General features: G+C 60.4%; 14 protein-coding genes. 5 read left to right on the top strand and 9 right to left on the bottom strand.

Features of this window, described 5'->3' with window-relative positions:
- Positions 1-71: 71 nt before the first annotated feature.
- The 6 genes from QMX98_RS25080 to QMX98_RS25055 form a co-directional block, all read right to left on the bottom strand.
- A complete protein-coding gene (locus QMX98_RS25080; RefSeq protein WP_282411526.1) occupies positions 72-725 on the bottom strand; it encodes a class I SAM-dependent methyltransferase in 654 nt (217 codons plus the stop codon).
- Positions 726-747: 22 nt separating this feature from the next.
- The gene (locus QMX98_RS25075; protein ID WP_010456801.1) at positions 748-1,284 is read right to left on the bottom strand and encodes a C40 family peptidase; all 537 of its coding nucleotides are present in this window, start codon (positions 1,282-1,284) and stop codon (positions 748-750) included.
- Between the two features lie 219 nt (positions 1,285-1,503).
- Positions 1,504-2,130, bottom strand: coding sequence for an NlpC/P60 family protein (locus tag QMX98_RS25070; RefSeq protein ID WP_010456802.1), 627 nt, complete (start codon positions 2,128-2,130; stop codon positions 1,504-1,506).
- A gap of 213 nt (positions 2,131-2,343) precedes the next feature.
- Positions 2,344-3,048, bottom strand: coding sequence for a DnaA regulatory inactivator Hda (hda, locus tag QMX98_RS25065; protein WP_010456804.1), 705 nt, complete (start codon positions 3,046-3,048; stop codon positions 2,344-2,346).
- Positions 3,049-3,278: 230 nt separating this feature from the next.
- Positions 3,279-4,352 (bottom strand): AI-2E family transporter, encoded by a 1,074-nt coding sequence (locus QMX98_RS25060; RefSeq protein WP_010456806.1) that lies wholly within the window; start codon positions 4,350-4,352, stop codon positions 3,279-3,281.
- Between the two features lie 38 nt (positions 4,353-4,390).
- Positions 4,391-5,449: a DUF2066 domain-containing protein gene (locus QMX98_RS25055; protein ID WP_282411525.1), complete on the bottom strand. Its 1,059-nt coding sequence runs from the start codon at positions 5,447-5,449 to the stop codon at positions 4,391-4,393.
- Between the two features lie 384 nt (positions 5,450-5,833).
- Here QMX98_RS25055 and purM point away from each other — a divergent pair, with 384 nt between their 5' ends.
- From purM to QMX98_RS25040, 3 genes are read left to right on the top strand one after another with little or no spacing between them, the layout of a single operon-like run.
- Positions 5,834-6,892, top strand: coding sequence for a phosphoribosylformylglycinamidine cyclo-ligase (purM, locus tag QMX98_RS25050; protein WP_010456810.1), 1,059 nt, complete (start codon positions 5,834-5,836; stop codon positions 6,890-6,892).
- Positions 6,892-7,542 carry a phosphoribosylglycinamide formyltransferase gene (gene purN, locus QMX98_RS25045; RefSeq protein ID WP_077749781.1) on the top strand — a complete coding sequence of 217 codons (651 nt, stop codon included), beginning with the start codon at positions 6,892-6,894 and terminating at the stop codon, positions 7,540-7,542. The genes purM and purN overlap by 1 nt, the downstream gene beginning before the upstream one ends.
- 8 nt (positions 7,543-7,550) lie before the next feature.
- Positions 7,551-8,264, top strand: a complete 714-nt coding sequence (locus QMX98_RS25040; RefSeq protein ID WP_077749780.1) for a DUF3108 domain-containing protein — start codon at positions 7,551-7,553, stop codon at positions 8,262-8,264.
- Positions 8,265-8,328: 64 nt separating this feature from the next.
- Here QMX98_RS25040 and QMX98_RS25035 read toward each other — a convergent pair whose 3' ends face one another.
- From QMX98_RS25035 to QMX98_RS25025, 3 genes are all read right to left on the bottom strand, one after another.
- Entirely contained in the window at positions 8,329-9,507 is a 1,179-nt protein-coding gene (locus tag QMX98_RS25035; protein ID WP_154501376.1) for a PLP-dependent aspartate aminotransferase family protein, read from the bottom strand.
- Complete coding sequence (locus tag QMX98_RS25030; RefSeq protein ID WP_077749778.1) at positions 9,504-10,880, bottom strand: pyridoxal-phosphate dependent enzyme; 1,377 nt, start codon at positions 10,878-10,880, stop codon at positions 9,504-9,506. The genes QMX98_RS25035 and QMX98_RS25030 overlap by 4 nt, the downstream gene beginning before the upstream one ends.
- Positions 10,881-11,029: 149 nt before the next feature.
- Complete coding sequence (locus tag QMX98_RS25025) at positions 11,030-12,034, bottom strand: amidohydrolase family protein (protein ID WP_282411524.1); 1,005 nt, start codon at positions 12,032-12,034, stop codon at positions 11,030-11,032.
- A gap of 148 nt (positions 12,035-12,182) precedes the next feature.
- Between QMX98_RS25025 and QMX98_RS25020 the strand changes: the two genes are divergently transcribed.
- Positions 12,183-12,599, top strand: coding sequence for an OsmC family protein (locus tag QMX98_RS25020; RefSeq protein WP_010456822.1), 417 nt, complete (start codon positions 12,183-12,185; stop codon positions 12,597-12,599).
- A 61-nt stretch (positions 12,600-12,660) separates the two neighbouring features.
- Positions 12,661-13,521, top strand: a complete 861-nt coding sequence (locus QMX98_RS25015; protein WP_221107012.1) for a pirin family protein — start codon at positions 12,661-12,663, stop codon at positions 13,519-13,521.
- The last annotated feature ends 82 nt before the right edge of the window (positions 13,522-13,603 follow it).

The following is a 13,603-nucleotide window of genomic DNA, read 5'->3' as shown; positions in this document are numbered from 1 at the left end:
GGCTGTAGGACAGGCAACATCAATGTTGGATGTGCCGACGCCTTCGCGGGCAAGCCTCGCTCCTACAAGGGTCAGCGTTTACGACAGAGCGTGAGCCCATCACCCAACGGCAACAACGACAGATCCACACGCACGTCATCCTTCAAGGCGCGATTGAGCGCCTGGATGGCTCGGGTGTCTGCACTCTCGGGATTCTCCTCAAGCACCCGTCCACTCCACAGCGTGTTATCGAACACCGCCAGCCCGCCGACGCGCAGCAGACGCAGTGCATGCTCCAGATAGTTCGGATAGTTGGACTTGTCGGCATCAATGAAGATCAGGTCGAACGCCTCTGGCTGATCCAGCGTGGCGAGCGTTTCCAGTGCAGGGGCCAGCCGCAGGTCAATTCGCCCGGCCAGCCCCGCTTCCTGCCAATAATGGCGTGCGATAGCGTTGTAGTCGCCGGGAATGTCGCAGCAAATCAGCGAACCGCCCTGCGGCAATGCAGCGGCCATGCACAGGGCGCTGTAACCGGTAAACGTACCGACTTCCAGCAAGCGCTTGGCACCAATGAGTTTGACCAATAACGCGAGGAACTGCCCCTGCTCCGGCGCTACCTGCCAGCGCGCCATTGGCATCGCCTGGGTCTCGTCGCGCAAGCGCTTGAGCAGCGGCGTTTCCCTCAGGGAAACGTCGAGCAGGTATTGATACAGGGCATCGTCGAGATTGAGAGTGCGAGCGGTCATGACAACCTCTTCGGACAGGACGCTACGGATTACGCGCCAGGTGTTCAGGCTGCAGAACGCGCTTGGCGCTCAGATAAGCCTTCTGCCAGTAAGCCTTGGACAGGCTGTCAAGCTTCACCGTGCCGCCAGTGGCCGGCGCATGAACGAAGCGACCTTCACCGACGTAGATACCGGCATGACTGACCTGGGATCCGCCATTGGTGGCGAAGAAGATCAAGTCACCGGTTTGCAGGCCTTCCTTGCCGACGTTGGCCGCCTGCATGCTGATCATTTCGCGGGTGGTACGCGGCAGGGAAATACCGGTGACGTCATGGTAGACGTAACCGATCAGGCCGCTGCAATCGAAGCCCGAATCCGGCGTGTTGCCCCCCCAACGATACGGCGTGCCCACCAGTCCCAGCGCGCGGAACAGCACGTCTTCTGCCTCGGGGGAAAAGGGTTGCGGGTTACCGAAAACAATGGGTGCACGAACCACCGGCGCAGGCGGCGGTGTGCGACTGGCGCAGGCGCTGAGCAGCGCTGCGAAGAACATGATTGCGAGGCGGGCCGACATCGTCATAAGCAGAACATCCTGATCTGGCTGCGGCTTTTTCTGCCGGGAAGGCAGAAAAGAAAACCGCCTGCGCAGGACGCAGGCGGTTTGCCATCAATAATAGATCTGGATTCTAGCGGCTATGGGCCAAACTTCAAGTAAGACTTTAAGTTCGCCTTACAAAGTGTCCGCCTACTTCGTTGCGAAGAGGTAGTTGTCGCCACCCACGTGGCGACAGGTTAAGCCTTATTTGCGTGCAGTGACCACGGTCGGAGCCATCGCGAGGGCGCGTTTGGCTTCGATGAAGGTCTTGCTCCAGTAGCTGTCGCCCAGGCTATCGACCCGGACACCACCGCTTTTGCGGCTGCTGGAGTGGATGAACTGGTTGTCACCCAGGTAGATCCCGGCGTGACTGACACGACCACGACGACCATTGGTGGCGAAGAACAGCAGATCACCCGGCTTCAGCGCGCTGCGAGCTACCAGCGGAGCGTCGACGTTGATCATTTCGCGAGTGGAGCGCGGCAGGTTCATGCCGGCTTCTTCACGAAACAGATAACCGATGAAACCGCTGCAATCGAAGCCAGCCTCGGAGGTGCCGCCGAAACGGTAACGGGTACCGATCAGGGACATGCCACGCTCGAGGATGCTGTCAGCCAGAACCGGAAGCTGGTACGACTTGCCATCGGCGAAGTTTGCCAGTTCTTTATCGGTGGCTAGCTCTTCCTGGAAAAGAACGGAAGAAGACTGCGCAGTAACTGAATTCTTGACCTGCTGTTGTTGCTCTTGCTGAGTCACTGGGGAGTGGGCAGCGCAACCGAACAACAGGGTGACGAGTGCGAGAGGCACGAGGGGTGCGAAGCGCTTTAGCATGGGCACGACCGTGGCTGATAGTTGTAAAGAAGCCGAGACTATGCCCGCTATCATCCTCATTTGCAAATTCAATCGAACTTTATGTGACTTCCCGGTTTCGCGATTACATCTAAGCGCTTAAGCCCCATTTAGACACTCGCGCAGCCTGCACCCTGTAGGAAAGCAGATTTTCTGGCGCCTGAAATATGCCAAAACCCCCGCCAAGCTTAGGTTTTACCAGCCTAAAGTTTCTTTCAGGAACGGGATCGTCAGCTTGCGCTGAGCTTGAAGGGAGGCCTGATCGAGACGCTCAAGCAGCTCGAAAAGCGCGCTCATGCTGCGGGTACCCCGAGTCAAAATAAAATGACCGACTTCATCGGTCAGGTGCAGGCCGCGACGGGATGCTCGCAGTTGCAAGGCGCGCAATTTGTCTTCGTCAGAGAGCGGACGCATCTGGAAGATCAGTGCCAGGGTCAGGCGCGATTTCAGGTCAGCCAGTTTCACCGGCAATTCACGCGGCGAGGTTGATGCAGCAATCAACAGACGCCGACCGCTGTCGCGCAGACGATTGAACAGATGGAACAACGCCTCTTCCCAATCCGCCCGGCCGGCCACGGCCTGCAAATCATCCAGGCAGACCAGTTCGTATTGTTCGAGGTTGTCGAGGATCGAGATGCCGCGGTCCAGCAGCTCGGCCAGCGGCAGATACACTGCCGGCTCCCCCAGTTGTTCGAAGCGCAGGCAGGCGGCCTGCAACAAGTGCGTGCGCCCTACCCCGTCCTTGCCCCAGAGATAAATCAGGCTTTCTGTCCAGCCGGCGTCGGCTTCGCATAGCCGCTCGACATAGCCGAGTGCAGCGGCATTGGCGCCTGGGTAGTAATTGATAAAGGTAGCGTCATCACGCAGACGCACACCTAGGGGCAGCTGAATCGGTTTCATGCTGACTGAACAGTTCCAAAGGAACCGTTAGTGGCCTCTGTGTAAAGTTTGCGAAGTTTATACCCGTGAGGCGGGTCGCACAATGCGACAGACCACAAGCAAAATCAAAGGTTTGCGTTAACGCCCTGGTTTCATGACAGTTTCTTTGGCGGCGCATGTGACAGCCGCGCGAGGGATACGGGCCAACCTGGCATGGAACCAGGCCGCCCGCCACAGGACTTCAACGACTCTTACAGCTCCGGTTCGTCGACACCACTGTAGATATCAGAATCCTTATACAAATCATGCACATGGCGCACCAGCACCATGATCACCGCCGCCACCGGCAACGCCAGTAACACGCCGGTAAAGCCGAACAGTTCGCCCCCCGCCAGAATCGCGAAGATCACCGCCACCGGGTGCAGACCGATACGATCGCCCACCAGCAACGGCGTCAGCACCATGCCTTCCAGTGCCTGCCCGACCATGAACACCGCAACGATGCCGATCATGGGATACAGATCGCCACCGAACTGGAACAGGCCGGCGATCAACGCCGCGCCGATCCCGATGACAAACCCCATGTACGGCACAATGGCCGCCAGGCCTGCGATCAGACCGATCAACAACCCCAGCTCCAGCCCCACCAGCATCAAGCCCGCAGCGTAGATCACGCCCAGCGCCAGCATCACCAGCAACTGCCCGCGCACAAATGCCCCCAGCACTTCATGGCATTCGCCCGCCAGGGTCACCACGCGTTCTTCACGATCACGGGGAAGCAGGCTGCGGATCTTGGCCATCATCAGGTCCCAGTCCCGCAGCAGGTAGAAACTCACGACAGGGATCAGCACCAGATTCGCCAGCCAGCCGATCAACGCCAGCCCGGACGCCGTCGCCTGACTCAGCACGACCCCGACGATGTCGGTGGTCTGGCCCATGTGTTCGCTGATCGCGGCCTTGAGCTTGTCGAACTTCCAGAAGTTATCCGACAGTCCGAATTTTGATTGCGCCCACGGCAGTGCAGTGTGCTGCAGCCAGTCGAGCATCTGCGGCGCCAGTTCATACAAGCGAAATAACTGCTTGGCGAGCATCGGCACCAGCACCAGCAGCAATGTGGTGAAGATCAAGGTGATCAGCGCAAACACCGCCACCACGCCCCAGGTGCGTGACAGACCGGCCTTTTCCAGCCGATCCACCAGCGGATCGAACAGATAGGCCAGCAGCAACGCGACCAGAAAGGGCGTCAGGATCGGATGCAACAACCAGACAAACACGCAGAGCAGAACCACCCCACCCAACCAGAACCAACGCCGCGTATCCGCCATGTACCACTCCATATGCATCTATATAAAGAAAGAAAACCTTACCAACGGAACCTCAGCTGTGGCACCGGTGCCGGGGTTGGTGCTACGACCGGCGCCGCACCCTCGGCTGGCTGCGCAGGCGCTGCCGGTGCAGGCGCCTCACCGGCTGGAACCTCCTGCAACTTCGAGAGGGACAGCTGCGAACGTAACTGCTCGGCGCTGCCATTGACCCGATAGAGAATGCGCTCGCCATCAACCGTTTGCAGGCGCGCCCTAAAAGGCTCCAGCAAGCGTCCAAGGGCGGCGTAGCGTTCCAGGTTCATGCCCTGCACTTCCAGCAATTGTTCGCCCGAAGCGCCCGGCTTGACGACAAACCGCGGTGCCAGGCGTTCACTGACCGCCAGCATCACCGCATCGACCACAGCAGCCTGATCCGCCCCTTGTACGCTGCCCGCCTCTTTCTTGTCGCCCAGCCACATGTTCCATTTGGCCTGCCACTGGCCGCCCTCTTCCCGGGCATGCACCGCGAGCAAGGCATCGGCATTGTAACGGTCCGAGGCAGCGCGCAACGGCGTTGCATCTGCCCCTTCAAGGTTGGGTGCCGTAGCCACCAGTTGCTCACTCAGGTCCGCCAACGGCAACCGCAACGGCAGACCACGATGCTGGGCTGCGCGACGCAACGGCGCGGCGCTGGACTGGCCATCGCCCACCAGGCTCGATCCCTCGGCGGAGTCGTTCAACCACCAACTCAGGATCGACGGCCGATTCGTCCCCCACAAAGACAACCCGGCGCGGCGCAAGGCTTGTTCGGTGCTGGCCGGGTCGAAATCGACTTTCAGCACTTCCGGCGGACCGGCGTCGAAACCGTATTGACTGATGATCTGTTGCGGATCTTTGCGCAGCGCCGCCAACCCCGGACTTTGCGCAGCCTTGGGATCACCGGTCAGGCGCAGCACCAGGGTGTCCAGCGCGCGCTGGGTCGCCTGGTCGCGCTCCTCTGACGATTGACTGCTGACAGGCTCGCGCACTTGATACAGGCCTTTGACGGTTTCGGCATGACTCGCCAGGCTGACCAGTGAAAAACAGCCTGCAAATAAAAATCTGGAAAAAAAACGCATGGGAGATTCCTGACGACGAGAGCGGCTGGAACAGACCGCATGAAGATGATCGAGCAAGGCTGTGACCACATCCCTGCGCAAAACATTCACCACGATCTGACTAAGTTTTTCGCACTGTCATAACGATAGACGGTTAATCGCGATACCTTATACAGCCATCGAGGCGGCGACCAACACGGGCAATAAAGGTTTTTTTCAGCCGATATGCCCCTGCCGTCGGCGTGAGGATGGCCGCTGCCCTTCAAGCCTGATAAAATCGCGCGCCTTCGCAGACCGGCAACAGCCGGGCACCCTGAAATTCGTGCAAGGCGCTCGCCTTCGTTTATTTCAGCGGTCCCACTGGACTCGGTCGTTACCCCTGAATCCCCCCTAAAGGCCTGGATCATGAGCAAGCAACCCTCCCTGAGCTACAAGGACGCCGGTGTAGACATCGACGCCGGTGAAGCATTGGTCGAACGCATCAAGAGCGTCGCCAAGCGCACTGCGCGCCCGGAAGTCATGGGCGGCCTGGGCGGTTTCGGCGCCCTCTGCGAAATCCCGGCCGGCTACAAGCAGCCCGTACTGGTTTCCGGCACCGACGGCGTGGGCACCAAGCTGCGCCTGGCGTTGAACCTGAACAAGCACGACAGCATCGGCATCGACCTGGTGGCCATGTGCGTGAACGACCTGGTGGTCTGCGGCGCCGAGCCGCTGTTCTTCCTCGACTACTACGCCACCGGCAAGCTGAACGTCGAAACCGCGACCCAGGTCGTGACCGGCATCGGCGCTGGCTGTGAACTGTCCGGCTGCTCCCTGGTCGGCGGCGAAACCGCTGAAATGCCTGGCATGTACGAAGGTGAAGACTACGACCTGGCCGGCTTCTGCGTCGGCGTCGTGGAAAAATCCGAAATCATCGACGGTTCGAAAGTCGCTGCCGGCGATGCCCTGCTCGCCCTGCCGTCTTCCGGCCCGCACTCCAACGGCTACTCGCTGATCCGCAAGATCATCGAAGTCTCCGGTGCCGATATCGAAAACATCCAGCTCGACGGCAAACCGCTGACCGACCTGCTGATGGCCCCGACCCGCATCTACGTGAAACCGTTGCTCAAGCTGATCAAGGACACCGGCGCGGTCAAAGCCATGGCCCACATCACCGGTGGCGGCCTGCTGGACAACATCCCGCGCGTACTGCCAAAAGGCGCCCAAGCCGTGGTTGACGTCGCAAGCTGGACCCGCCCTGCCGTGTTCGACTGGCTGCAAGAGAAAGGCAACGTCGACGAAAACGAAATGCACCGCGTGCTGAACTGCGGCGTGGGCATGGTCATCTGCGTGGCTCAAGAGCACGTTGAAACTGCCCTGAACGTCCTGCGTGAAGCCGGCGAGCAGCCATGGGTTATCGGTCAGATCGCCACCGCTGCCGAAGGCGCAGCCCAGGTTGAACTGAAGAACCTCAAGGCTCATTGATGTCCCAGACCTGTGATGTGGTGGTGCTGTTGTCCGGCACCGGCAGTAACTTGCAGGCCCTGATCGACAGCACGCGGACCGGCGACAGTCCGGTCCGCATCGCCGCGGTGATTTCCAACCGCGCCGACGCTTACGGCCTGCAACGCGCCAGGGACGCGGGTATCGACACCCGCTCCCTGGATCACAAGGCTTTCGAAGGCCGCGAAGCCTTCGATGCCGCGCTGATCGAACTGATCGACGCCTTCAACCCCAAACTCGTGGTACTGGCCGGCTTCATGCGCATTCTCAGCGCTGACTTCGTGCGCCACTACGCGGGTCGCCTGCTCAACATCCATCCCTCGCTGCTACCCAAATACAAAGGGTTACACACTCATCAGCGCGCGCTGGAAGCCGGCGACACGGAACATGGCTGCTCCGTGCACTTCGTCACCGAGGAACTCGATGGCGGACCACTGGTCGTACAGGCAGTAATACCGGTAGAGTTGCACGATTCGCCGCAGAGTCTGGCCCAGCGAGTCCATGTTCAGGAACACCTGATCTACCCGATGGCTGTACGCTGGTTTGCCGAAGGCCGTTTATCGCTCGGTGAGCAAGGTGCTTTACTGGATGGAAAGTTACTCGCGGCCAGCGGCCACTTGATTCGAAACTAGGAGATTTTATGCGTCGCGCCCTGCTCTTCGCTTGCGCTCTGTTTGCCCTGCCTTTCGCGCAGGCTGCAGACCTTCAACCTTTCTCCGCCAGCTACACCGCCGACTGGAAGCAGCTGCCCATGAGTGGCACGGCTGAACGCAGCCTGACCCAGGGTGCCAACGGTGTCTGGAAGCTCAGCTTCAAGGCCTCGATGATGATCGCCAGCCTGACAGAAGAAAGCACCCTGACCCTGGACAAGGACACGTTGCTGCCCCAGTCCTACCACTTCGAACGCGGTGGTCTGGGTAAAGCCAAGAAAGCCGACCTGGACTTCGACTGGACCAACAAAATGGTCACTGGCACCGATCGCGGTGATGCGGTCAAGATCCCGCTGAACCGTGGCATGGTCGACAAATCCACCTATCAGCTGGCCCTGCAACACGATGTGGCCGCCGGCAAAAAAAGCATGAGCTATCAGGTCGTCGATGATGGCGAAGTCGATACGTATGACTTCCGCGTGCTGGGTTCGGAGAAAGTCGACACCAAGGCCGGCCAGATCGATGCGATCAAGGTCGAGCGCGTGCGCGACCCGACGCAAAGCAAGCGCATCACCGTCCTGTGGTTCGCCAAGGATTGGGATTACCTGCTGGTTCGCCTGCAACAGGTCGAAACCGATGGCAAGGAGTACAACATCATGCTCCTTGACGGTACGGTCAACGGCAAGGCTGTCAAAGGCAGCTGATCCGGGCCTGAACAAAAATCCGGAATCCCTCAGGGATTCCGGATTTTTTTATGCCTGCTGAACGTCAAATCCGCGCCAGCGCCTGAGCCAGGTCAGCGCGCAGATCCTCGACATCCTCGACCCCCACGGACAAACGCACCAACGCATCGCCGATCCCGAGTTGTGCACGAGTGTCTGCGGGGATGGTGGCATGCGTCATGATTGCCGGATGCTCGATCAGGCTTTCCACCCCGCCCAGGCTCTCGGCCAGGGCAAATATCTGCACATTTTCAAGGAAGCGTCTGGCGCCAGCCAGGTCGCTGTTCAGGTCGAGGGAAATCATCCCGCCAAATCCACGCATCTGCTGCCGCGCCAATTCGTGCTGCGGGTGCGACGGCAAGCCCGGATAGTAAACGCGTGCCACTTGCGGCTGACGCTCCAGCCATTGCGCCAGCTCCAGCGCGTTACTGCAATGACGCTCCATGCGCAACGCCAGGGTCTTCACGCCGCGCAGGGTGAGGAACGCGTCAAACGGCCCGGCGATGGCACCTACCGCGTTCTGCAAAAAGCCCAGGCGCTCGGCCAGTTCGGCGTTCTGCCCGACCACCGCAATGCCGCCGATCACGTCGGAGTGGCCGTTCAGGTACTTGGTCGTCGAGTGCACCACGATATCGAAACCCAACTCCAGCGGGCGCTGGATCCACGGGCTGGCGAAGGTGTTGTCGGCGACACAGAGGATGCCGCGCTCGCGGCAGATACGCGCAATGGCGGCGAGATCAGAAAGGCGCAGCAAAGGATTGCTCGGCGTCTCGACACAGACCATCCGCGTGTCGTCCTGCAACGCCGCTTTGAAGGCGGACAGGTCGGTCAGGTCGACGTAGCTGAAGCGATGCCCGGCGCTGCGCTGACGGACTTTGTCGAACAGGCGAAACGTTCCGCCGTACAGGTCGTTGCCGGAGACGATGTGCGCGTTGGCATCAAGCAGTTCGAGCACCGTGGAAATCGCCGCCAGCCCGGAGGCAAAGGCGAAGGCCCGGGTGCCGCCCTCGAGGTCCGCCACGCAACGCTCCAGCGCAAAGCGCGTCGGATTGTGCGAGCGGCCATAGTCGAGGCCCTTATGCACGCCGGGGCTTTGCTGCAAGTAAGTGGAGTTGGCGTAGATCGGCGGCATCAGCGCCCCGGTGGAAGGATCCGGCGTCTGTCCGGCATGGATCACACGGGTGCCAAAGGCACGGGGCGCGCCGGATTCATCGTGCTGACTCATGTAAGCGATCTCCGTAAGTGATTGAGCAGGTCGACTCGCGTAATCAGGCCATGGAAGCCCGAGGCGTCGGCGATGATCGCCACCAGACCACGATCGAGCTCCGCCTGCAGTTCGGCCAGACTGGCGTTTGCCGGCAGGGTTTGTAACTTGTCAGTCATGGCGCTGGCTACGGGCATGCGCAAATGCGAAGCGTCTTCGTGCACGCCCAGCAGAATATCGGATTCGTCGATCACGCCGACCAGCCGCTTGCCGTCCGCCAGCACCGGCAATTGCGATACATCCGCCAGGCGCATGCGCTGGAAGGCGGTGAGCAGCGTGTCGTCGGGGCCGACGCTGATGACGCGGCCATCCTCGAAACGCCGCGCGATCAGGTCGCGCAGATCGCCGTAGCGCTTGTATTGCAGCAAACCCTGATCGTTCATCCACTGGTCGTTGTAGACCTTCGACAGGTAACGGGTGCCGGTGTCGCAGACGAAGCTGACCACCCGTTTCGGCTCGGTCTGCTCGCGGCAATAACGCAGCGCCGCCGCCAGCAAAGTGCCAGTCGAGGAACCGCCGAGAATGCCTTCGGCGCGCAGCAGTTGACGGGCGTGATCGAAGCTTTCCTCGTCGCTGATCGAATAGGCGTGGCGCACGCTGGAAAGGTCGGCAATCGATGGAATGAAGTCTTCGCCGATGCCTTCCACCGCCCATGAACCGGCCTTGCCGAGGGTGCCGCTGCGGCTGTACTCGGCCATCACCGAACCGACCGGATCGGCCAGCACCATTTCCAGGTTCGGTTGCACACGTTGAAAGAAGCGCGTCAGCCCGGTCAGGGTGCCGGCCGAACCGACGCCGACGACAATGGCATCCAGATCATGCTGGGTCTGTGCCCAGATCTCCGGCGCGGTGCTGCATTCGTGGGCCAGCGGATTGGCCGGATTGTTGAACTGGTCGGCGAAGAACGCATCGGGAATCTCCTGCGCCAGCCGCGCCGCCACATCCTGATAGTAATCGGGATGACCCTTGCCGACGTCGGAACGGGTGATGTGCACCTCGGCGCCCATGGCCTTGAGGTGCAACACCTTCTCGGTGGACATTTTGTCCGGCACCACCAGCACCACTCGATAGCCTTTGGCACGGCCGACCAGGGCCAGGCCGAGGCCGGTGTTGCCGGCGGTGGCTTCGACGATGGTGCCGCCGGGTTGCAGACGGCCATCGCGTTCGGCGGCATCGATCATCGCCAGACCGATGCGGTCCTTGATCGAACCGCCGGGGTTCTGTGATTCGAGTTTGAGAAACAGCGTACACGGGCCGGTATCGAAACGGCTGACGCGCACCAGCGGCGTATTGCCAATCAGTTCAAGCACGGCAGGGCGGGAGTCGTTTGGCATGTCGTTACCTCGCTGCGAGAATCCGCACTGGATGGACAGCAACCGGCATCGGGTCTTCGTGCGCCAGTCACCAGTAATGCCTCGCAAGGAACATAGGCAGGGAATGCGCTATCCGCAACCGTGCGCAGCCAACCGGTAGCGTCGCAGCCTTAACGGTTGCGCGGCAGAATCGACAGAAAATTGTCCCGCGCGACTTTTCTCGCCACCTGCTCAGGCAAGGCGTCGAGAAACGGGTCGAAGCTGCGCATTTCCTTACCCAGCTTGTTGAAACGTCCCACCACATCAGAGCCGAGCATGAAGCGATCCGGGAAGCGCTCCACCAGTCCCAGCCAGGCTTCAGAAGGCTTGCCCTGCTCATCCAGCAGGTAAGGCGTCAGCATGCTCCAGGACAGGTCGATGTACAGATTGGGGTAGGCCTCGAGCATTCGGCTCAGGGTCGGCAACAGAAAATCCAGTCGGGTTTGATGCCGATGGACCTCGGCGCTGGTGCCTGCGTGCGCCCAAATGAATCGTGTATGCGGATGATTACGCAACGGCTCCTCGACTTCCGACAGGTACAGCGGATTTTTCTCACGCTTGGAGGTGATGTTGGAGTGCAGCATCACCGGCAAGTCGTTCTCCGCCGCGAGGTGATAGATCCGCGTCATCGCTTCGTTGTTGGCCCGTGGCGTGTCGCCAGCGGTCAGCGCGGTCAGGTCATCGTGCCGGGTAAACACTTCGCCGATCCCCTGCCACAGCCCCGGATTGAGATCGAGCATTCGCTGGATGTGCGCTGCGGAGTTTTTGTCGTTGGGGTTGAAACCGGACAGGAACGGGTGGAAGCGCTGACGCTGCTCGGGGCGCAATTTGTTTACCGCTGCCGCGACGATCACATCCGTCGCGCTGTACCAATAGGCATCGGCGTCATCACCGGCGTAATAGCGCGGGCGCTTCGGTTCGTCTTCGTGCCATTTCTTCGCCACCGGGATCCCGGAAATCATCACATGATCAATGGCATTGTCGTCCATGGCCTTGAGCAATGTCGGCATGCCGGCGGTTTCCTGAAAAAAGTCCACGTAATGCAGGTGCGCATCGCTGTAGGCGTATTCGCGTGCATTGACGTAAGCACTGGATAGCACCAGCAAACAGGCAAGGCTCAAACGGAACAGGGGCACGGGCATTCTCCGGGGGCAGGAAAGACGTAGACCTTTGCACACTCAAGACGGTTCAGCCGGTAAGAAAGTGGAACGCGCATCGTCAGGAATGCTCTATAACTTCGAGGTCTGTTTTGATCGAATGACTTTTTAGCCTGGGAGGCTCCCAATGACCGTTACCGTCAATACCGTTTCCGCCGAAGGTTTTCGCCACAGCGTCCAGATCGATGACCACGAGCTTTTTGCCGATGTGCCGACCACGTCTGGCGGCGAAGGCTCGGCCCCTGAGCCACACGACTACTTCGACGCGGCCCTGGGTGCCTGCAAGGCCCTGACACTGAAGCTGTACGCAAAGAAGAAAGACATTCCGCTGACCGGCGTCACGGTTGAAGTCAAACGTGACAACAGCGAAGAGCAAAAAGGCAAATATGCCCTGCACGTCAAACTGACCCTCAAGGGCGTGCTCACCGACGCCCAGCGCGACGAGTTGCACCGCGTGGCCGACCGCTGCCCGGTACACAAGCTGATGACCAGCACCGAGGTGAGCATCGAAACCCATCTCTCCGAAGGTGCCTTCAGCCAATAGCGGCAAGGGCTGCGCAAGCGGGTTATGCTCCACGCGTCACCCGCTCAGCCTGGAATGCACCATGAACACGCCACTCGTGATCCGCCCTCGCGCCGAAGATGTCGAGGGCCAACCGATTCTGCGCCCGCTGCCGTCAGCCAAATGCCGCAGCGTCGGGCCTTTCGTCTTTTTCGACCACATGCTCGAAACCCGTTATGCGGCGGGAACAGGCATGAACATCCGTCAGCACCCGCACATTGGCCTGTCCACCCTCACGTATTTGTTCGAAGGAAAAATCCAGCACAAGGACAGCCTCGGCTCCGATCAGGTGGTCGATGCCGGCGATGTCAGCTGGATGACGGCGGGCAGTGCAATTGCTCACGTTGAACGCACGCCTGAAACCTTGAAGCAAAGCGGCTTCACGATGCACGGTTTGCAGGTTTGGCTCGCCTCACCCAAGACGCAGGAACAGGGGCCCGGCCACTACAGCCATCATCCGGCGGCGACGTTGCCGGTCAGCGATAACCTTGGCGTGAAGATCCGCATGATTGCCGGTTCAGGCTTTTGCCTGGAATCGCCGGTGCCGGTGCTTTCTCCTACGCTGTATGCGGAATTGAACCTGCAAACGGCGACCACCTTGCTGATCCCGACCGAGCATGAAGAGCGGGCACTGTACGTGCTCAGCGGCGACGCACAGCTTGACGGCGAGCTGCTGGAGCCGCATGCGCTGGTGGTGCTGCCTGCCGGAGAGGAAATGACGTTGTTCGCCGAGAGCGACTGTCATGCCGTGCTGTTTGGCGGGGCACCGCTGGACGGGCCGCGGCGAATCAACTGGAATTTTGTGGCGAGCGATCCGGCGGCGATCGATGAAGCGCGACGACGCTGGGCGGCTGGGGATTGGCCGACGGTGCCGGGGGAAAGCGAGCGGATCGAGCTGCCTTAGCATCGTCGGTAACAGTTACACCGCCATCGCGAGCAGGCTCACTCGTACAAGGGAGAATGCATTCCAATTGTAGGAGTGAGCC

Origin of the sequence: Pseudomonas sp. PS02303, assembly GCF_029959925.1 — a bacterium.
Lineage (GTDB): Bacteria > Pseudomonadota > Gammaproteobacteria > Pseudomonadales > Pseudomonadaceae > Aquipseudomonas > Aquipseudomonas mandelii.
Note: the sequence above shows the minus strand (reverse complement) of the source record. Positions and strands in the feature narration are given on the sequence as shown.